The organism is Nocardiopsis exhalans (genome assembly GCF_024134545.1).
GTDB lineage: Bacteria > Actinomycetota > Actinomycetes > Streptosporangiales > Streptosporangiaceae > Nocardiopsis > Nocardiopsis exhalans.
Genome location: NZ_CP099837.1, coordinates 4,510,859 through 4,529,495, shown reverse-complemented (window position 1 = coordinate 4,529,495; position 18,637 = coordinate 4,510,859). Strand labels below are relative to the sequence as shown.

At 70.1% G+C, this 18,637-nt stretch carries 15 protein-coding genes and 1 pseudogene; 10 read left to right on the top strand and 6 right to left on the bottom strand.

Features of this window, described 5'->3' with window-relative positions:
- The first annotated feature begins 15 nt into the window (after positions 1-15).
- Positions 16-1,827 (top strand): ABC transporter substrate-binding protein, encoded by a 1,812-nt coding sequence (locus tag NE857_RS19945; RefSeq protein ID WP_254417160.1) that lies wholly within the window; start codon positions 16-18, stop codon positions 1,825-1,827.
- Between the two features lie 26 nt (positions 1,828-1,853).
- Here NE857_RS19945 and NE857_RS19940 read toward each other — a convergent pair.
- Positions 1,854-2,042 (bottom strand): annotated as a pseudogene (locus tag NE857_RS19940) (leucine zipper domain-containing protein); the annotation flags it as partial.
- Between the two features lie 261 nt (positions 2,043-2,303).
- Complete coding sequence (locus NE857_RS19935; RefSeq protein WP_254417159.1) at positions 2,304-4,664, bottom strand: TPR repeat domain-containing protein; 2,361 nt, start codon at positions 4,662-4,664, stop codon at positions 2,304-2,306.
- Between the two features lie 253 nt (positions 4,665-4,917).
- Here NE857_RS19935 and NE857_RS19930 point away from each other — a divergent pair, with 253 nt between their 5' ends.
- Both NE857_RS19930 and NE857_RS19925 read left to right on the top strand, forming a co-directional pair.
- Positions 4,918-5,931: an ABC transporter permease gene (locus tag NE857_RS19930; protein WP_184364620.1), complete on the top strand. Its 1,014-nt coding sequence runs from the start codon at positions 4,918-4,920 to the stop codon at positions 5,929-5,931.
- A 16-nt stretch (positions 5,932-5,947) separates the two neighbouring features.
- Positions 5,948-7,855, top strand: a complete 1,908-nt coding sequence (locus tag NE857_RS19925; RefSeq protein WP_254417158.1) for an ABC transporter ATP-binding protein — start codon at positions 5,948-5,950, stop codon at positions 7,853-7,855.
- A 32-nt stretch (positions 7,856-7,887) separates the two neighbouring features.
- Here NE857_RS19925 and NE857_RS19920 read toward each other — a convergent pair whose 3' ends face one another.
- A complete protein-coding gene (locus NE857_RS19920; RefSeq protein ID WP_254417157.1) occupies positions 7,888-8,571 on the bottom strand; it encodes a TetR/AcrR family transcriptional regulator in 684 nt (227 codons plus the stop codon).
- Between the two features lie 158 nt (positions 8,572-8,729).
- Between NE857_RS19920 and NE857_RS19915 the strand changes: the two genes are divergently transcribed.
- The 4 genes from NE857_RS19915 to NE857_RS19900 all read left to right on the top strand — a co-directional run bounded on the left by NE857_RS19915 (position 8,730) and on the right by NE857_RS19900 (position 10,885).
- On the top strand, positions 8,730-9,119 hold the full coding sequence (locus NE857_RS19915) for a hypothetical protein (RefSeq protein ID WP_254417156.1): 390 nt from the start codon (positions 8,730-8,732) through the stop codon (positions 9,117-9,119).
- A 211-nt stretch (positions 9,120-9,330) separates the two neighbouring features.
- On the top strand, positions 9,331-9,693 hold the full coding sequence (locus NE857_RS19910; RefSeq protein WP_017581154.1) for a GntR family transcriptional regulator: 363 nt from the start codon (positions 9,331-9,333) through the stop codon (positions 9,691-9,693).
- Between the two features lie 177 nt (positions 9,694-9,870).
- A complete protein-coding gene (locus NE857_RS19905) occupies positions 9,871-10,374 on the top strand; it encodes a hypothetical protein (RefSeq protein WP_254417155.1) in 504 nt (167 codons plus the stop codon).
- A gap of 91 nt (positions 10,375-10,465) precedes the next feature.
- Positions 10,466-10,885: a hypothetical protein gene (locus NE857_RS19900; protein ID WP_254417154.1), complete on the top strand. Its 420-nt coding sequence runs from the start codon at positions 10,466-10,468 to the stop codon at positions 10,883-10,885.
- Positions 10,886-10,954: 69 nt separating this feature from the next.
- Here the strand turns inward: NE857_RS19900 and NE857_RS19895 are convergent, their stop codons facing one another.
- The 3 genes from NE857_RS19895 to NE857_RS19885 all read right to left on the bottom strand — a co-directional run bounded on the left by NE857_RS19895 (position 10,955) and on the right by NE857_RS19885 (position 14,722).
- A complete protein-coding gene (locus tag NE857_RS19895; RefSeq protein ID WP_254417153.1) occupies positions 10,955-11,305 on the bottom strand; it encodes a hypothetical protein in 351 nt (116 codons plus the stop codon).
- Positions 11,306-11,471: 166 nt separating this feature from the next.
- Positions 11,472-12,890, bottom strand: a complete 1,419-nt coding sequence (locus tag NE857_RS19890) for an RNA polymerase sigma factor (protein ID WP_254417152.1) — start codon at positions 12,888-12,890, stop codon at positions 11,472-11,474.
- 527 nt (positions 12,891-13,417) lie between these two features.
- Positions 13,418-14,722 (bottom strand): AMP-binding protein, encoded by a 1,305-nt coding sequence (locus NE857_RS19885; protein ID WP_425572057.1) that lies wholly within the window; start codon positions 14,720-14,722, stop codon positions 13,418-13,420.
- Positions 14,723-14,911: 189 nt separating this feature from the next.
- Between NE857_RS19885 and menB the strand changes: the two genes are divergently transcribed.
- The 3 genes from menB to menD all read left to right on the top strand — a co-directional run bounded on the left by menB (position 14,912) and on the right by menD (position 18,610).
- On the top strand, positions 14,912-15,751 hold the full coding sequence (menB, locus tag NE857_RS19880) for a 1,4-dihydroxy-2-naphthoyl-CoA synthase (RefSeq protein WP_017581160.1): 840 nt from the start codon (positions 14,912-14,914) through the stop codon (positions 15,749-15,751).
- Entirely contained in the window at positions 15,748-16,719 is a 972-nt protein-coding gene (locus NE857_RS19875) for an o-succinylbenzoate synthase (RefSeq protein ID WP_184364612.1), read from the top strand. The genes menB and NE857_RS19875 overlap by 4 nt, the downstream gene beginning before the upstream one ends.
- 172 nt (positions 16,720-16,891) lie before the next feature.
- Positions 16,892-18,610, top strand: coding sequence for a 2-succinyl-5-enolpyruvyl-6-hydroxy-3-cyclohexene-1-carboxylic-acid synthase (gene menD, locus NE857_RS19870; RefSeq protein WP_254417151.1), 1,719 nt, complete (start codon positions 16,892-16,894; stop codon positions 18,608-18,610).
- Positions 18,611-18,637: the final 27 nt, after the last annotated feature.

Here is an 18,637-nt window from a genome sequence, read left to right as displayed (position 1 = left end):
ACCAGGAGGCTTCAGGTGACCACCCATCACTCCACGTGCCAGGAGCCGCCCAGGCGGCGGCGCGGCGCGCTCCGCCGCACCACCGCGCCGGTGGCCGCGGGAACCGCCATGGCACTGCTGCTGGCCGCCTGCGGCGGCGGGGGCGTAGGCGGCGGCGGGGTGTCCGACGCCGAGTTCAACGAGGGCGAGACCGCGATCGTCAACCCCTCCGACGAGACCGGCGGCACCCTGCGCTACGCCATCTCCGCCGACTTCGACTCGCCGGACCCGGGCAACACCTACTACGCGTTCAGCTGGAACTTCTCCCGCTACTACGCGCGCACCCTGCTCACCTACACCGAGGCCCCCGGCGAACAGGGCATCGAGCTGCAGCCCGACCTGGCGGAGGAACTGCCCCAGGGCAACGACGACTCCACCGAGTGGACCCTGCGCATCAAGCAGGGCCTGCGCTACGAGGACGGTTCGGAGATCACGGCCGAGGACGTCAAGTACGCCATCGCGCGCAGCAACTTCGGTGACCAGGCGCTCCCCAACGGCCCCAAGTACTTCGTGGACCTGCTGGCCGACAGCGACGACTACGAAGGCCCCTACGCCAACGACGACGACCCGCTGGCCGGGTTCGACGGCATCGAGACACCCGACGACCACACCCTGATCTTCCACCTGAACAAGAGCTTCGCCGAGTTCCCGTACGTGCTCATCCAGCCGCAGACCGCTCCGGTGCCCGCCGACGCCGACCGCGGCGAGCAGTACCAGAGCCAGGTGGTCTCCTCGGGGCCCTACAAGTTCGACGGGGAGTACCGCCCCGGCGTCTCCCTGCACCTGGAGCGCAACGAGGAGTGGGACGCCTCTACCGACCCCGTCCGCCGCGCGCTGCCCGACCGCATCGAGGTGGAGCTGGGCGTCGACCAGAACGAGATCGACCAGCGCCTGGTCAACGGCGAACTCGACGTCGACCTCGGCGGTACCGGTGTGGGCCCCGCGATGAAGGGCACCGTCATCACCGACGAGGACCAGCGCCACAACGTCGACAACCCGCAGACCAGCACCCTGCGCTACCTCAACATCAACACCGTCATGGAGCCGCTCGACGACGTGGCCTGCCGCCAGGCCATCATGTACGCGGCCGACCGGGACGCGCTCCAGCGCGCCTGGGGCGGCGACACCGGCGGTGACATCGCCACCCAGATCATGCCCGGTTCGCTGCCCGGCGCCGACCCGAGCATGGACCTGTACCCGTCCGACGACAACAAGGGCGACCTGGAGATGGCGCAGGAGAAGCTGGAGGAGTGCGGCCAGCCGGACGGCTTCTCCACCGCGATCGGTGCCCGAGCCGACCGCCCCGCCGACGTCAGCACCGCCGAGGCGCTTCAGCAAGCCCTGGCCCGGGTGAACATCGAGACGGAGATCAAGCAGTACCCGTCCGACACCTACACCAACACCCAGGCCGGTTCGCCGTCCTTCGTCGCCGACAACGACCTGGGCCTGACCGTGTACGGCTGGGCGCCCGACTGGGCCAGCGGCTACGGCTTCATGAGCAAGATCCTGGACGGTGACGCCATCCAGGACGCCGGTAACGCGAACATCTCCGAGCTCGACGACGACCAGATCAACGAGTGGTTCGACGAGGTCGTCGCGGTGGAGGACGCCGACGAGCGCGCCTCCATCTACACCCGTATCGACGAGCGCGCGATGGAGGAGGCCGCCATCCTGCCGGCCGTCTTCGAACGCACGGTGCTCTACCGCCCGGCGAACCTGACCAACGTCTACTACCACGCCGGGTACTCGATGTACGACTACATGGCGCTCGGAACAACCGGGGACTAGGCGGTATGTAGGAGAGGCTAGGTACGCGGGCGGCTGGAGCGGTCGCCCATCCCGGCCTGGCCGTGGGCGCGGTAGCGGTCGGCCCAGGGCCTGGTGGTGCTCACGCTGGACTGGAAGCGTTCGGCGGCTCTGCGCAGAGTCCACCCGTCTTCGACCACGCAGCGGGCCAACGCCAAACGTCCGGTGTGTGCTAGACGGGCGTTGGCATGGGTAATGTGGGCCACGGAGGGCCTCCTGACCTACTTCAGGTGTTGATCTAGACAATCCACACCTATGTCGGAGGCCCTCTCTTGCTGTCAAATCACTGCCGGGCCGTGCTCAACCTCCGTGGTCAGCGCAACTAGAAACCAGCGGTGAGAAGCTGGCCAACCGCGGGCCGGTAGCACACCGCTGCCCCTTGGGGGTCACCTACGGGGCAGAGCCAGGAAGGCTGCCGGCCTTCTCCGTGGGGCGCTTGCGGGTGCGGGGAACCAGGCTCAGCCGTTCCCCCGGTCGAGCCGCTGCCCACGCCGTGTGTTGAAGGTGTCGATGTAGGTGTTGACGGCTTCCCCCGCCGTCCTGTGGTCGGATCCCGGCCATGTCTGGTCGCCCATCTCGGCCAGGACGTCGTCGACGATGCTCCCGCCGTCAGGGTGCTTCCAGTCGTCCGGGTCGAACGGGATCCTCCGTTCGGAGCCCGAACCCTCGACCACCTTGCCCGGGTACTTGTCCTCGATCCGGTCCATCACGCTCGGATCCTGCTCCACCAGGGCCTGGATGGCGATGCTCGTCATGAACTCCTTCTCGTACGCCTCGTTACTGATCGGGACGTGGGAGGTGGCGTTTGCGCCTTTACCATCCGACCAAGCATCCTCCACGACGTGCTTGAACGCAGTGGCGACGACGTTCGGCGTCTTGGCGTCCACCATGAGGGCGGCAGCCAGGTCCAGCGCCCTGCTCTTCGCCTTGGCGGCTCTCGCGGCGGCTTCCTCGTCGTTCTCCTGCCGGTTCTCGGCCTCGTTGATCAGCGCCTGCTCCACCAGCCCGGTGAGGACACCCGTCCTGGCCCCTGCTTCGGCGTTGGTGTCTTCGGTGTAGCCGTACATCGCCGCGACGGACATCGCCCGGACCTCCCCGTAGAGGCGTCCGGCGGTCTCAGGGTCGCCTACCGCCAACTGGGTGAAGGCCAGACGGGCGTCCTTGGAGAACCTGAGGTCGTCGTTGTCGTTCATCCCCGTCTCGACCGGCTTGTGGGGATCGAGTCCCGCGGTGTGGCCGAAGGTGTCGGAGTAGCTGATGAAGAGGTCGGCGAAACCGTCGGCCAGGTCGGGATTGAGCTGAGTGGCGGAGACGTTCCTCCACTCGACCCGGTCGTCGCCCTCCCCGTACTGCACGCTGTGCTTGGTCTGGCCCAGGGCTTCGACCAGGTTCTCGTTCTCCATGAGCTTCATGAACTCGACCATGGCTTTGTCCTGTGCGCCCTCCGGGATTCCCCGCGCCTCTGCGACGCCGTCCTCGAGGGTGATCCAGTCGGTGAGCCCCCGCACGGCCTTTCCGCCGTCCTCCCACTTGTTGGTGTAGAGGGCTTCCAGGGCGACTTCCGGGGTCAGACGACCCTGGTGGTGCTCATGGTGCTCGTAGGTGTTGCCCTCGAAGTCCTTTCCGGTGAGGATGATGTTGCTGGCCTCGGGGTTGCGCGTGGCTACGTCGATGATGGTCTGGTCGCGTTCCGCCACAAGGTGTTTCGCGCCCTGGTTGTCGTCGAGAGCGACGGTGCCCAGGAGCGTGGTCGAGAACTCGGTTCCGCCCTTCATCCCGGGACCGGCATGGTCGAGGAGGTCGGCCAGGGCCGTGAAGTCGTCGCTCCAGGCCTTCCACTCTTTCGTGTCGTTGACGCCCCAAAACAGGCCGGTGAACTCCTTTCTCCCCGCCGCGGCCTCCTGGACGTCGGAGGGGAGCCGGGACATCCCGCCGCCGACCGTCTCGTTGGAGAGCACGAGCAGGCCGTTGGCCAGGGTGCGCTGGATCTCCTCCCGCTTGCCTGCGTCGAGCTCGCCCCTGTCCTCGAACTTCTTGGTGAAATCCAGGAAGCCGTCGTAAGTGCTGATCTCGCCGAACGCGGCGTAGAAGTCCTCCTGGAACTGGAGTTCGGCCTCGCTGAGCTGCAGACCGTTCTCCTCGGCGTACTGGGCCCGGCGTACCAGGCTCTGGAGCAGCGGGAGGCCGAAGTCCTCCTCGAGTTTTTCCAGATCGTGCTCCGAAGTGGGAGCGCTGAGCACCCACCTCGCGAGGAGTTCGGGGGAGACGGCCGAGACCAGCATGTAGTCGACGTCTCCGCTGCTCTGGTAGCCGACCTGCTCGTTCCTGCCGAAGTACCCGCCCTCGGCCAATTGGCGGACGCGGTGCGGGAGGGGGCCGTCCTGGAGGATGTCCTCGGTCTCCTCGCACCGCTCCACGAACTTGGTCCACGCGCTGCGCGCCTCGTTGTCGTACACCATCCGGATGCCCCGGAGCGCTGAGGACTCTTCCTGCTGGGAGTTGATCTCGGTGCGCAACCGGGCTTTGATATCGGTGATCTTGTCGGTGTACCAGTCGGTGTCCGTGGCCGCCTTGTCGAGTACCCCGTAGGCGTGGACGCAGGCCAGGAGGGAGCTGCTCCAGGCCCTCTGGTTCTCGGTCGCGATCTCCTTGATGCCGTCGCCGAGCAGGTCGCTGAACTCGTCACCCGCAGGAGAGGTGATGGATTTGTACCCTTCGGACCTTCCCGCGATCTTGGCGTGCAGCCCCTCGAATTCGTCCCGGGCCTCGGTGATTTTGGTGGAGTCGAACTCGCACTCGGTGTACTTCAGCAAAGACACGTCTGTGGCTCCCGTTTTTCCCTAAGCCAGACCGCTCCCGGCTTGCCACGGCTCTCCGTTATTTCTTGGATGCACGAAGGGCGCGGAGAGTTGGCAACGTTCTTTCCGCTCTTGGGTCAGAGCTCCCCGGCACACGCCGCAGGCAGAGCGTGATCGGTTGATTGCATTGGGTTACGATTTGGGTTTGGGGTGGACTCTGCTCCGCTCCGAACCCGGGCCCCGGGCCTTGGCTTCGACAGAGAAAGCACGCGCCTTGCTGACCTACATCCTGCGCCGACTCGGAGCCGGTCTGCTCCTCCTGGCCGTGGTCACCATGGTCACCTTCGCCATCTTCTACGTGGTGCCCAGATGGGCGGGGCGGACCACCGAGCAGCTCGCCACGATGTACGTGGGCCGGGCCCCCACCCCCGAGGCGATCCAGGCCACCATCGAACGCCTGGGTCTGGACCAGCCGATCGCGGTCCAGTTCTGGGAGTTCGTCCGGGGCATCTTCTTCGGCGCGCAGTACCAGTTCGGCCGGGACACCATCGAGTGCGCCGCACCTTGCTTCGGCTACTCGTTCCAGACCTATCAGGAGGTCTTCCCCGAGATCATCGCCCGGCTGCCGGTGACCGCCTCCCTCGCGATCGGCGCGGGCGTGATCTGGCTGGTCGGCGGGGTCGCGGTGGGCGTGGTCTCCGCCGTGTGGAAGGGCAGTTTCTTCGACCGCCTGGCGATGGGCGTGGCCCTGGCCGGGGTCTCCCTGCCGATCTTCTTCACCGGTCTGCTGGCCCTGGCCTTCCTGGTGCACTCCTGGGGGCTGTTCGCCACCCCGCGCTACGTGCCCTTCACCGACGACCCGCTGGCCTGGGCCCAGGGCATGATCCTGCCGTGGCTGACCCTGGCCTTCCTGCACGCGGCCATGTACGCCCGCCAGACCCGGGCGGGCATGTTGGAGACCCTCAACGAGGACTACATCCGTACCGCGCGCGCCAAGGGCCTGAGCGAGCGCAAGGTGGTGCTCAAACACGCGCTGCGCCCCACCCTGACCCCCATCGTCACCATCTTCGGCCTGGACCTGGGCCTGGTGCTGGGCGGCGCGGTCCTGACCGAGCAGGTCTTCTCGCTCAACGGGATCGGCCGCTACGCCGTCCAGGCCATCACCCAGAGCGACCTGCCGGTGATCCTGGGCGTGACCCTCTTCGGCGCGTTCTTCATCGTCATCTGCAACCTGATCGTCGACCTAGTGTACCCGCTCATCGACCCGCGCGTGCGCATCCACAGCTGAGAGAGGCGTTCTTTCGATGACCGAAACCCCCGCGGGGACCCCGGCCGGCTCCCCGTCCGCCTCCTCCGCCGATCCCGTCGTACGCGTGGACGACCTGCGGGTGACCTTCCCGACCCTGGACGGGGAGGTCCGCGCGGTGGACGGCCTGTCCTTCGAGGTGCCCGCGGGCGGCGCGCTGGGCATCGTGGGGGAGTCGGGTTCGGGTAAGAGCGTGACCTCGCTGGCCCTGATGGGCCTGCACCGGGGCAGTCGCGCCCGGATCACCGGCTCCATCGAGGTGGCCGGGCAGGACGTGGTGACCGCCAGTGACAAGAAGCTGCGCTCCATGCGCGGCAACGACATCGCGATGGTCTTCCAGGACCCGATGCAGTCGCTGCACCCGCAGTACACGATCGGCAACCAGCTGATCGAGGCGCTGCGCGTGCACCGTCCCCAGGTGTCCCGGTCCCAGGCCCGCGACCGGGCGCTCGGGTCGCTGGAGCGGGTCGGCATCCCCGAGGCCGCCAAGCGGATCAACTCCTACCCGCACGAGTTCTCCGGCGGTATGCGCCAACGGGTACTGATCGCGATGGGTCTGATGTGCGACCCCAAGGTGCTGCTGGCCGACGAGCCCACCACCGCCCTGGACGTCACCGTGCAGGCCCAGATCCTGGACCTGCTGGACGAGCTGCGCCGCGACCTGGGCATGGCGCTGATCCTGGTCTCGCACGACCTGGCCGTGGTGGCCGGATCGGTGGACGAGGTCGTGGTCATGCGCAAGGGCCGGGCCGTGGAGCGCGGCGACGTGCGCAGGGTGCTGTCCGCGCCCGAGCACCCCTACACCCAGGCTCTGCTGGCCGCGGTGCCGCGGGTGGAGGTCTCCCGGGCCGAGCGCCGCGCCCAGGACCGCGCCGAGCGGGCGGAGAAGGCACGCCAGGAGGAGCGCCGTGTCTCCGGCGGGGCCGAGGAACGCGAGAGGGAGACACCCACCGGAGCCACCGAAGCCGCCGAAGCGCCCCGGCCCGGAGACGAACGCGGGGACGCCAGCCAGGCCTTCTCCGCCTTCACCCCTTCCACACCCGCCGCGGACGGGGATCGCGGCGAACCTCTGCTGCGCGTGCGAGACGTCGCGCAGAGCTTCAGGGTCCGCGGCGGCCTCTGGGGTCGCGCCACGGACTTCTGGGCGGTCAAGGGGGTCACCTTCGACCTGTTCAAAGGCGAGACCCTGGGCATCGTGGGCGAGTCCGGTTCGGGCAAGAGCACCCTGTCCCGCATGATCATGCGGCTGCTGGAGCCCACCGAGGGCACCGTGGAATTCGAGGGCCGGGACATCACCCACCTGTCCGAACGCCGAATGCGCCCGTTGCGCCGCGAGGTCCAGATGGTCTTCCAGAACCCCTACTCCTCGCTGAACCCGCGCCTGACCATCGGCGAGAGCATCGGCACCGCGCTCCGGGTCCAGGGCGGCACGAACACCAGGAAGATCCGCGGTCAGGTCCAGGACCTGCTGGAACGGGTCGGCCTGGAACCCAGCCACTACAACCGGTTCCCGCACGCCTTCTCCGGCGGCCAGCGCCAGCGCATCGCCATCGCCCGCGCGCTGATCCTCAAGCCCAAGCTCATCATCTGTGACGAGCCGGTCTCCGCGCTGGACGTGTCCACCCAGGACCAGGTGCTGCGCCTGCTCTCGGAGCTGCAGGACGACTTCGGCCTCACCTACGTCTTCGTCGCCCACGACCTCGCGGTCGTGCGCCAGGTCAGCGACCGCGTGGCCGTCATGCGCCAGGGCGAGGTGGTCGAGCTCGGGGACAGCGACAGCATCTACGAGAACCCGCGGAGCGACTACACCAGACAGCTGCTGACCGCCGCACCGGTACTTGACCCGGACGAGGCCCGCGAACTGCGCGCCGAGCGGGTACGGGTACGCGCCCAGGGCGGCGGCTGAGCACCTGTGAGGCGTGGCTCGGGCGGAAGGGCTCAGCTGGAAAGACCGCGCAGGAGGGCCCGCAGACCGAACCGGAACCGGGCCAGGGCCTCGGCCTCCTCCGGGGCGTCCTCCCGCCCCTCGTGCCGGACCTGGTGGGCCACCGAACCCAGGCAGTAGGCGTTCAGCGCGTCACAGGCCGGGGACACGTCCGCCTCTGCCAGCCCGGCCTCGGTGAAGGCCGTGTGCAGCAGCGCCCGGGTGTCCTCCTCACCCAGGGTGTGCGGGGCGCGGTGCATCAGCAGGGAGAGCGCGCCGGAGTAGGCGAGCAGCCGGGTCCGGTAGGCCTCCGCCCAGCCGGTCAGCCGCTGGTCCCAGGGCCGGTCGTCCACCTCGGCGGTCCCGACGGCCTCCGCCAGGCTCCCCTCGGCCGCGCCTTCGGCCTCCGGAGAACCGGCCGCCCCTTCGGTGGCCAGCTCCTCGGCGGCGACCTCCTCCGGCGGACCCTCGCCCTCCCGCAACCCGCTGACCACCCGCGCCGTGGTGACGTAGGCGGCGATCGCGTTGAACAGCTGCTCCTTGCCCTTGGGGAAGTGGTGGTAGATCGCCATCGCCTCCACGTCCAGGGCGTCACCCAGGCGTCGCATGGACAGACCGCCCAGGCCGCGTCCGGCGATGATGTGGAGGGCCTCCACGATGATGCGCTCACGGCTGAGACCGGCGTAGTTCCTGCTCACTCTGGTGCCTTCCGGGGGACAAGGGGGCCGACTGTGCAAAGTTGGCAGCTCCGGGGCCGTGACGCCAGTACCGACGCACAGCCCGGCTCGCCAGATGATCTTCGTCACCCATAGGGTTGCCTCGACACGGCTGACGGTACTCCCCACGGAGAGCGGACATGCGACTTGCCAAGCAGGACATGACGAAGGCGCGGGAACACCTCGCCCAGGACGAGGAACGGGCCGAGCGTCTGCCCGAACTCCTGAGGTCGGTGGTCGAGGCCGAACGGGCCCTTGACAGTGCCCGTGAAGCGGGCGCCCCGGTCGAGGAGGTCCACGAACGCGGCGTGGAGCTGGACACCGCGCTCACCGAGGCGATGCGGGCAGCCTACGCGCAGGAGCGGGTGCTGGTCGGCGTGAAGGGCTACGACGACCGCATCAAGCGCCGTAAGCGCCTGGCCCGGCCCGAGGTCAAGCAGGCCACCCAGGTAGCCGAGCGGCTGCTCACCGCCCGGGAGGCCCACCGGCTGCACGGCATCCAGCGGGTGCCCCGGTCGCCGGTGGCCTGACCCCGGCCCACACCGGACGCGGTCGCCCCCGGTAGTCCTGACAACCCCACGGCTCACCCCCGTGGGGTTCTTCGCGCCGGTTCCCTAGCTGTTCTGCGCCTGTTTCCCGGCGGGGGGTTGTTGAGGGAAAGCAGGCGGGGGATAGGTTGGGGGAACGCCCGGCCCGCACCGGGTGCGCAGTCGGCAAGCCAGGTGGGGAGCGAAGAAGGGCATGGCGGATTTCATCCGCATTGATCCGGCGTCGAAAGTTCCGCCCTACGAACAGATCCGGGCCGTCGTCGCGATCGCGGCGGCCAACGGCGAGCTCCCGGTCGGCTACCGGTTGCCGACCGTCCGCGCACTTGCCGGGCAGCTCTCGGTCGCGGTGAACACCGTCGCCCGGGCCTACCGGGAACTCGAACAGGCCGGAGTGGTGGAGACCCGGGGCCGCTCCGGCACCTTCGTGGCCGCCGCCGGTGACGACCAGCGGGCCGAGGCCCTCGCCGCTGCCAGGGCCTACGCCGAGGTCATCAACCGGGTCGGCCTGGAACACGACGAGGCCGTCGAGATCCTGCGCGCCGCCCTGGAGGGCTGAAACCCGGCCCGGTACGTCACGACGCGCGAGTGGCCCGTGTGGTTCCGTCCCTGCCCGTGATGACCGTAACCGGACGAAAACCCGCACAACGCACCTGAACGGCGTTACCGAACGCTACTGTTCTAGTGCGTCGCCTTCCCCCGGTGGCGTCGAACGACTACCCCCAAGGAGGCGCCGATGAGCAGGAGATCTGGCGGCGGACGGTCATCTGGCGGCGGACGCTCGGGCGGAGGACGTTCCGGCGGCGGTCGCTCCTCCGGTGGTGGACGCTCGGGCGGAGGACGTTCCGGCGGCGGCCGTTCTGGTGGCTCCAGGAGCGGCGGTTTCAACTCCCGAGGCAGCAGCGGCAGCGGCGGTTTCAGCTCCCGTGGCAGTAGCAGTGGCAGTCCCGGGCGTTCCGGCGGCGGCGGTTTCAACTCCCGTGGCAGCGCCTCCCGGCCCGCACGCACCCCCAGGCCCGCGCGTTCCTCGCGCGCGAGTCGGTCCAACCCCACGTACGTGGCCGGGGCCGCCCACAGCACGCGGCCGCGGCGTCGCTGGTACGGCGGTAGGAACCGCCACTACTACAACGACGGTCCGGGCTTCGCCCCGCGCCGACACGGCGGCCTCGCCAGCCTGGTCGGATGCCTGGTGGCCGTGGTCGGTCTGCTGATCATCCTGGTGATCGTCGCCCTGCTGTGATCTGACCCCTGGCTGATCCGGCCCCGCGGCCCCCGCTCGCGTCCGTGTGGTCCCCTGACAAGAACCCCCGAGAAGGAAACGAGCAGTATCCGTGTCCCACCCCCGAACCCTCACCCGTGCCCTTCCCCTCGCGGCCACCGCCCTGGCCGCCACGCTGGCGCTGACCGCCTGCTCCGGAAACCGGGCCGAGATCGACGAGGCGTGCGCCGATATCCAGAGCACCATCAGCGGGGTCAACTCCGCTGCGGAAAGCATCCGGCAGGACATCCTGGTGGACGACATCCCCTTCCAGGAGCAGCACGCCGACGAACTGTACGAGCACATGCTGGACGTGGAGTATCTGGAGGAGGTGGCGCGCGGCTCGCTCCGCGAAGACGCGGCCGAGCGGGCCGACGCGGTCAACGCCGTTCTGGAAGAGCTGGAGTTCGACCAGAACTACGCCGCTCTGGAAGAGGCCCTGGACTGGACCGCCGACACCCATGACATGATCCTCGACGCCTGCGGCTACTAGCGCGCCCGAGGGGTCGGTCGAACATGACGGGGGCGGGGGCCGACACGGTCCCCGCCCCGCTTCGTGTGCTCAGCGGCGCAGGCCGGTCACGGAGATCAGGTAGAAGGCGATCAGGCCCGCCCACACGAGGAAGATCCCTGCGGGACCGGCCATCCCGGCGCCGATGGCCGTCGCCGGAATACTGACGCCCAGGCACACCAGGGACAGGACCATCCGCACGTTGTTGGCGGCCAACCCCCGGCGGGTCTCGTTGGCGCCCGTCTGGAGTGCCACGTGGTGTTTCACGCGCTCCTCGATGGTGTCGTCGACGCGTTCGACGAGGGAGGCGGCCACCGCCTCGTCGTACTCGGGGCCCAGCTCGCGGCTGGCGCGCAGCGCGGCGGCGATCTCGTCCTGTTGCCGCTGGGGGTTGTTCGTCATCTGGCCATGCTCGCACCAGCGGCCGCGGGCGAACAGCCGGTGAGTGCGGATATCAGGGGATACCAGGGGAAAACCGGGGTTGTCCCTGAGCCCGGCCGGCACCGGACACAGCGGTGGAGCCGCTCCCCGTGAGGGGGGCGGCTCCACGGTCGTCTTCGCTGTTTCCCTAGCTGGCGAAGTCCAGCAGCTGCTGGGCCCGGCTCGGGTGGCGCAGCTTGGACAGCGACTGCTTCTCCAGCTGCCGGATCCGCTCCCGGGTCAGCCCCAGGTGCTTGCCGATCTCGTCGAGGGTGCGCGGTCGGCCGTCCATCAGACCGAAGCGCAGGGACATGATGGTCGCCTCGCGCGGCTCCAGGTCCGAGAGCGCGTTGCGCAGCTGGTCGGCCATGAGCTGGCGGTCGACCACCTCGGAGGCCTCCGAGGCGTCCACGTCCTCGATCAGGTCACCGATGCGGGTCTCGCCGTCCTCACCGATGGTGGAATCGAGGCTGATCGGCTGGCGGGTGACCCGCAGCAGCTCCTCGATCTGGGTCGGGGTCTTGTCCAGCTCCAGCGCCAGCTCCTCGGGCGTGGGCTCGCGGCCCAGTGCCTGGTGCATGTCGCGCTCCAGCCGGCTCACCTTGCTGAGCAGCTCCAGAACGTGCACGGGCAGGCGGATGGTGCGCGCGGAGTCGGCGAACCCGCGCTGGATGGCCTGGCGGATCCACCACATGGCGTAGGTGGAGAACTTGAAGCCCTTGGTGTAGTCGAACTTCTCCACGGCGCGGATGAGGCCGAGGTTGCCCTCCTGGACCACGTCCAGCAGCGACATCCCCCGGTCGCTGTACTTCTTGGCCACGGAGACGACCAGGCGCAGGTTGGCCTCGAGCATGTGGGACTTGGCCTTGCGGCCGTCCTCGGCCACCCACTCGAGCTCCTCGCGCTCGACGTCGGCCATCTTGGCGGTCTCGTCGATCTCGCCGTGCAGCCCGAGCCGGTACTCGGCGTAGAGTCCGGCCTCGACCCGCTTGGCGAGGTCCACCTCCTGCTCGGCGGTGAGCAGTTGGCGCCGCCCGATCGCCTTGAGGTAGGTGTGGACCGAGTCGCCCATGGCCGGTGACTGGTCGTCGAGGTCGGCCTCACCGGTTTCCGGATCGGTGGTGGCCTGGGTGGTCTCGGTCTTCTTGGTGCGCCGCGTGGTGCGGGCCTTCCTCCGGGTGGAGGGGCCCTTGCGCGGAGCGCCCTTGCCGGATGCGGCCTTGGGTGCCTCGTCGGTGTCGGGCACCGTCGCGATGAGAGTGTTTTCCAGCACGTCGTCCTCGGCGTCAGGGTCGGCCACCAGCGCGGAGTCCTTGCCGTTCTCGCCCCCGTTGGCGAGTCGGACCCCGTTCTCGGTGAGTTCACGCAGGATGGAGCGGCCGTCACTGGAGGTGACTCCGGCCGCGGAGAAAGCGGTACGTAGTTCGGAGAGGGACAGGTGTCCCTGAGCGCGCCCCTGGGTGAGCAGGTCGGCCAGCGCCGTGTGGGCGGCGCTGCCCTCGGCCGGAGCGTTGTCACCGGGGGCTTCGACCTCGGGGCTCGAAGCGGCTAGGGCAGTGCTCGTCATGTGGGCACCTCCCTCCCTTCCAGGACGTGTGGCACGTGGCGGAGGGTTACCGCCGACTGGACGCGCCAATATGTCCAACGTGTCGGCGAGTCAAATGTTCCCTGTCTCGATTGGATATCGGCGAGGGTGGCATAGATCACTGTGTCATGAGTGGCGGAATGCGGACCCGTGCGGGTAAAGGAACGCGCTCGGCTTCGGCGCTCGGACCGCCGCGCACCAGGCGTTCCGGGCACGGGGGAGCGGACGAGTGGACCGATGGCTGCCGCCAACCGCGGACCTCCTTGGAAGAGGGGCCGAAGAAACCGGATACTCAAGTAGACGCCAGGGAGCTTTCGGAAGTTCCCCGCCTTCCGGACAAGGTCCTCCAGGGGCCAGGGTCCCACGTGTACGGACCGCACCGGTAAACGCCGGTTTGCGACCGCCCCCCTTCACCGTGACGCCTCTTGCTGCCAGAAGCGAAATCAGCGTCGATCTTGCTACTGGTAGCAAGATCACCGGGGTGAGAAGCCCCTAGTTCGTGCCGGTGTCTAGGAACGGGGCCGGCGGAGCGCGACCAGATCCGGTTTGCCCGAGGCCAGCATCGGCAGAGCGGGGCGCAGGTCCAGCTCTCTGGGGGCGGCGTAGGCGGGCAGCCGTTCGCGTACCCAGGCGCGCAGCGCCGCCAGCGTCGGCGGGGCCTCGGGGTCGGTCGGCACCACCACCGCGCTCACCCGCTCGCCCCACTCGGGGTCGGGGCGGCCCACCACCACCGACTCGGCCACCTCCGGGTGCGCGGCCAGGATCGCGTTCACCTGGCCGGGGACCACCTTGTGGCCGCCGGTGTTGACCACCTCGTCCATCCGGCCCAGAACGCGCAGTCGGCCCTCGGCGTCCACACGCCCCAGGTCGTTGGTGTGCAGCCAGCGGTTTCCGTCGGAGTCCACGGCCAGCCCGGCCTCGTCCTCGGACGCGGCCCGGATGCCTTCCAGGCACGCGCCCGGCGGCAGCCGGTAGTCGGTGAGCAGGCCGGGGCCGCCGAGCAGGATGCGGCCGGGCTCTTCGGGGTCTTCGGAACCAGCGGGCCGGGCGATCCGGACCAGGGTCCCGTCCAGGGGGACACCGTCGTACACACACCCGCCGCAGGTCTCGCTCATCCCGTAGGTGGTCACCACGCGCCCGCCCGCAGCACGGGCCTCCTCCAGCAGCGAGGGCTCCGCGGCCGCCCCGCCCAACAGGATCGTGCCGAACACCCTCAGGTCCGCCCCGGCGGTCAGCAGCCGGCGCAGCTGCGTGGGCACCAGGGACACGTGCGGGCGCAGCCCGTGCGCCAGTTCCAGCACCGCGTCGACGTCGAAGGCGGCGTGCACCGCCTCGGTCCCGGTGACGATCGCGCGCATCATCACCTGCATGCCGGAGATGTGCCCGGCGGGCAGTACGCACAGCCAGCTGTCACCGGGAGCGGCGCCGATCCGGGCCACCGAGGCGCGCGCCGAGGCCAGCAGGGCGGCCGCGGACAGCTCCACGCCCTTGGGTTGGCCGGTCGATCCGGAGGTGGTGATCAGCAGCGCCGCGTCCGACCCCACCGGGGCACCCCCGGCCAGGTCGGTGATGCCGTCCGGGGTGCGCAGCGACGACGGGCGCATGGCGGCCAGCAGCGCGTCCACGCGGGCGTCGGGGGTGCCGTCGGGGACGGGCAGCAGAGCGGGGCCGGTACCGTCCAACGCCTCGGAGAGCAGCCGGTTCAGGTCTTCGGGGGAAAGCCCGCGTACCGCCTGGAGGGCGCGACCTGCCGGGAGGGCGCGATCGCCCTCGCGGTCGGTGAACGGGGACCGGGGTTCGCTTGCTTGTGCCACGGTGCCCCAGCGTACGCCCGTTCGCGCGAGGCGCCGTCCGACCGGCCCGGGCCGTAGCCCACCGCCGGGGGGCGTGCCCGTGCGTCCCGGCCCGCCTGGCAGAATGCGTAGGGTTGACGCTTGGGTAGCCCGGTCGCACGACGACCGGCACCCACACCGTCCCCATCCCCGTGAGGAGAAGCAGAAGCCGTGAGCAGCGTGATCGACTGGCAGCGGTCGGGCGAGTATTCCGACATCATCTACGAGACCGCGGAGGGCATCGCCAAGATCACGATCAACCGCCCAGAGCGGCACAACGCCTTCCGTCCCCAGACGCTCTTCGAGCTGCAGACGGCGTTCAACATCGCCCGGGACGACTCCAGCGTCGGTGTGATCATCTTCACCGGCGCCGGCGACCAGGCGTTCTGCTCCGGCGGGGACCAGAAGATCCGGGGCGACGACGGCTACATCGGCGACGACGCCGTGGCCCAGCAGGGCATCGGCCGCCTCAACGTGCTCGACCTCCAGGTGCAGATCCGCCGCCTGCCCAAGCCCGTGATCTGCATGGTCGCCGGCTGGTCCATCGGTGGCGGCAACGTCCTCCAGGTCTGCTGCGACCTGACCATCGCGGCCGACAACGCCAAGTTCGGGCAGACCGGCCCCCAGGTCGGCTCCTTCGACGGCGGGTACGGCTCCTGGCTGCTGGCCGAGACCGTGGGCCTGAAGAAGGCCCGCGAGATCTGGTACCTGTGCCGCCAGTACAGCGCCCAGGAAGCGCTGGACATGGGCATGGTCAACACCGTCGTGCCGCTCGCGGACCTGGAGAAGGAGACCGTGCAGTGGGCCCGCGAGATGCTGGAGAAGTCCCCGCTGGCGCTGCGCATGCTCAAGGGCGCGATCAACGCCGTGAGCGACGGCGCCGCCGGGATGCAGCAGTTCGCCGGTGACGCCACGATGCTCTACTACATGAGCGAGGAGGCCCAGGAGGGCCGGGACGCCTTCAAGGAGAAGCGCCGTCCGGAGTTCGACAAGTTCCCGCGCCGCCCGTGACCGCGGCCTCGGAACCTGCCCCGGCGGGGACCCCCGCCGGGGGGCGGGCCTTCGCGATCGCTCTGCGCAACCGCTTCCGGGGCATCACGGTCCGTGAGGGAATGCTGGTGCGCGGCCCCGCCGGGTGGGGCGAGTTCTCGCCCTTCGCCGAGTACGGGCCGCTCGAAGCCTCCCGCTGGTGGGCCGCCTGTCACGAGGCGGCCCACCGGGGCTGGCCCGAGCCGCTGCGCGAGCGGGTGCCGGTCAACGTCACCGTGCCCGCCGTGGACCCCGAACGCGCCGCGGGGATCGTGGCCGCGGGCGGCTGCGCCACGGCCAAGGTCAAGGTGGCGGAGAAGGGCCAGGACTGGCGCGAGGACGTGGCCCGGGTCGAGGCCGTGCGCGCCGCGATCGGACCCTCGGGCCGGGTCCGGGTGGACGCCAACGGCGCCTGGGACGTGGACACCGCCGTGCGGATGACCCGCGAACTGGACCGGTTCGACCTGGAGTACGTGGAGCAGCCCTGCGCGGACCTGGACGGACTCGCCGCGGTCCGCCGCCGGGTGGACGTTCCGGTCGCCGCCGACGAGTCCGTCCGCCGCGCGGAGGACCCGCTCAAGGTGCGCGCCGCCGACGCCGCGGACATCGTGGTGCTCAAGGTCCAGCCCCTGGGCGGCGTCCGCGCCGCGCTGCGGCTGGCCGAGGCCTGCGGTCTGCCGGTGGTGGTCTCCAGCGCCGTGGAGACGTCCGTGGGACTGGCCGCCGGGGTGGCCCTGGCGGCCGCCCTGCCCGAACTGCCCTACGCCTGCGGACTGGCGACCATGCAGATGCTGACCGCCGACGTCACCGCCGATCCACTGCTGCCCGAGGACGGGTTCCTGCCGGTCCGGCCGGTGGCCGTGGACGAGGTGGCGCTGGCGGCGGTCGAGACCGACCCCGCCGCCTGGCGCGCGCGGGCGGCCGAGGCCCGGGTCGCGGGGGCCACCTGAACTCGGCGGTTGTACACGCTGACGGGGGCGGCTGACCTGGTGGGCAAGAGATCACAGCCGGGTTTGCTCGCCTCCGGCCACCGAACGGGGTTCACTGGAAGGGCCGGGGTCGTGCGGTCGGGTCGGACCGCGCGGTGATACTGGTACACACCCTGACGAACGAAAGATTTTGATGAATCCGTCTACCGCCCTGGCGCGGGTCCTCGTCGACGAGCTCGCCCGCTGCGGGCTGGCCGAGGCCGTCGTCGCGCCCGGGTCGCGCTCGACGCCCCTGGCCCTGGCCCTGGTCGCCCACCCCGGTATCCGGGTTCATGTGCGGGTGGACGAGCGCTCCGCCTCCTTCCTGGCCCTGGGACTGGCCCGTGCCTCGCGTCGGCCGGTGGCGGTGGTGTGCACCTCCGGTACGGCGGCCGCCAACTTCCATCCGGCGGTGATGGAGGCCGACGAGAGCGGGGTTCCGCTGCTGGTGCTCACCGCGGACCGGCCGCCGGAGCTGCGCGGTACCGGAGCCAACCAGACGGTGGACCAGATCGGTCTGTACGGCGGTGCCGTGCGCATGTTCGCCGAGGTCGGCACCCCCGACCCGGTCCCCGGCATGGTGGCGTACTGGCGTTCGCTGTGCTGTCGCGCCTGGGGTGCGGCGATCGGCGGCCGCCCCGGCCCGGTCCACCTCAACGTGGCCTTCCGTGAGCCGCTCACCCCGGACGAGCCCGCCGTCGCCCCGACCTGGACGGCCCCCCTGGACGGGCGTGGGGACAACGGCCCGTGGATCTCCCGGCCCGGCCCCCTGACCGAACCCGCGCCGCTGGTCCTGCCGGACGTGGAACGCGGTGTGATCGTCTGCGGTGACGGTGACTACGACCCGGTGCCGTTCCTGGCGCTGTCCGAGGTGACCGGCTGGCCGCTGCTGGCCGAGCCCACCTCCAACGCCCGCCGGGTCGGCGCCGTGTCCACCTACCGCCAGCTGCTGGCCTCGCCCGGGTTCGCTGCCGAGCACACCCCCGAGCTGGTCGTGAGCGTGGGACGGCCCAACCTGTCCCGGCAGATCCTGGCCTACCTGCGCCGCGCCGAACGCCACGTGGTGGTCACCGCCGGAGCGCTCGGTGACCCGGCCGCGAGCCTGGCCAACGCCTTCTCCGACCCCGCGCGTACCGCCACCGACGTGGTGGCGGCCGTCGCCCCGCCCGCCGGCCTCAGCTGGGAGGAGCCCCGCCGCACCGACTGGTCGCGTGCGTGGGAAAGGGCCGAGGCCACCGCCCGCGAGGCAGTCGACGGGGTCCTGGACGCCGACGAAGCGCTCTCCGAACCCCGCCTGGCCCGCGACCTGGTCTCTCAGCTGGCCGCCGGATCCCTGCTCTTCGCCGGTTCGAGCATGCCCATCCGCGACCTCGACGCCACCATGCGCGCCCGCTGCGGCGTGCGCCTGGTCGGCAACCGCGGGGTGAGCGGGATCGACGGCACGGTCTCCACCGCGATCGGCGCCGCCCTGGCCCACCAGTCCGAGGACGGCGGCCAGGCCTACGCCCTGCTGGGCGACCTGGCGATGCTGCACGACCAGAACGGCCTGATCATCGGCCCGGGCGAACCCAGTCCCGACCTGGCGATCATCGTGGTCAACAACGACGGCGGCGGTATCTTCTCCGGCCTGGAACAGGCGGGCCACCCCGATTTCGAGAGAGTGTTCGGCACTCCCCACGGCGTCTCCATGGAGAAGGTCGCGGCCGTCGCCGACCTGCCCTACACCAGGGTCGAGTGGGCCACCGACCTGCCCAAGGCCCTCCTCGGCGAGGGCCTGCGCATCGTCGAGGTCTGCACCACCCGGGCGGGGAGCGCGGCCCTGCGCCGCCGTATCCAGGACGCGGTGGACACGGCGGTCAACGCCCTGCCCTGACGGGGCGTCCACACGCACAGGGGCGGC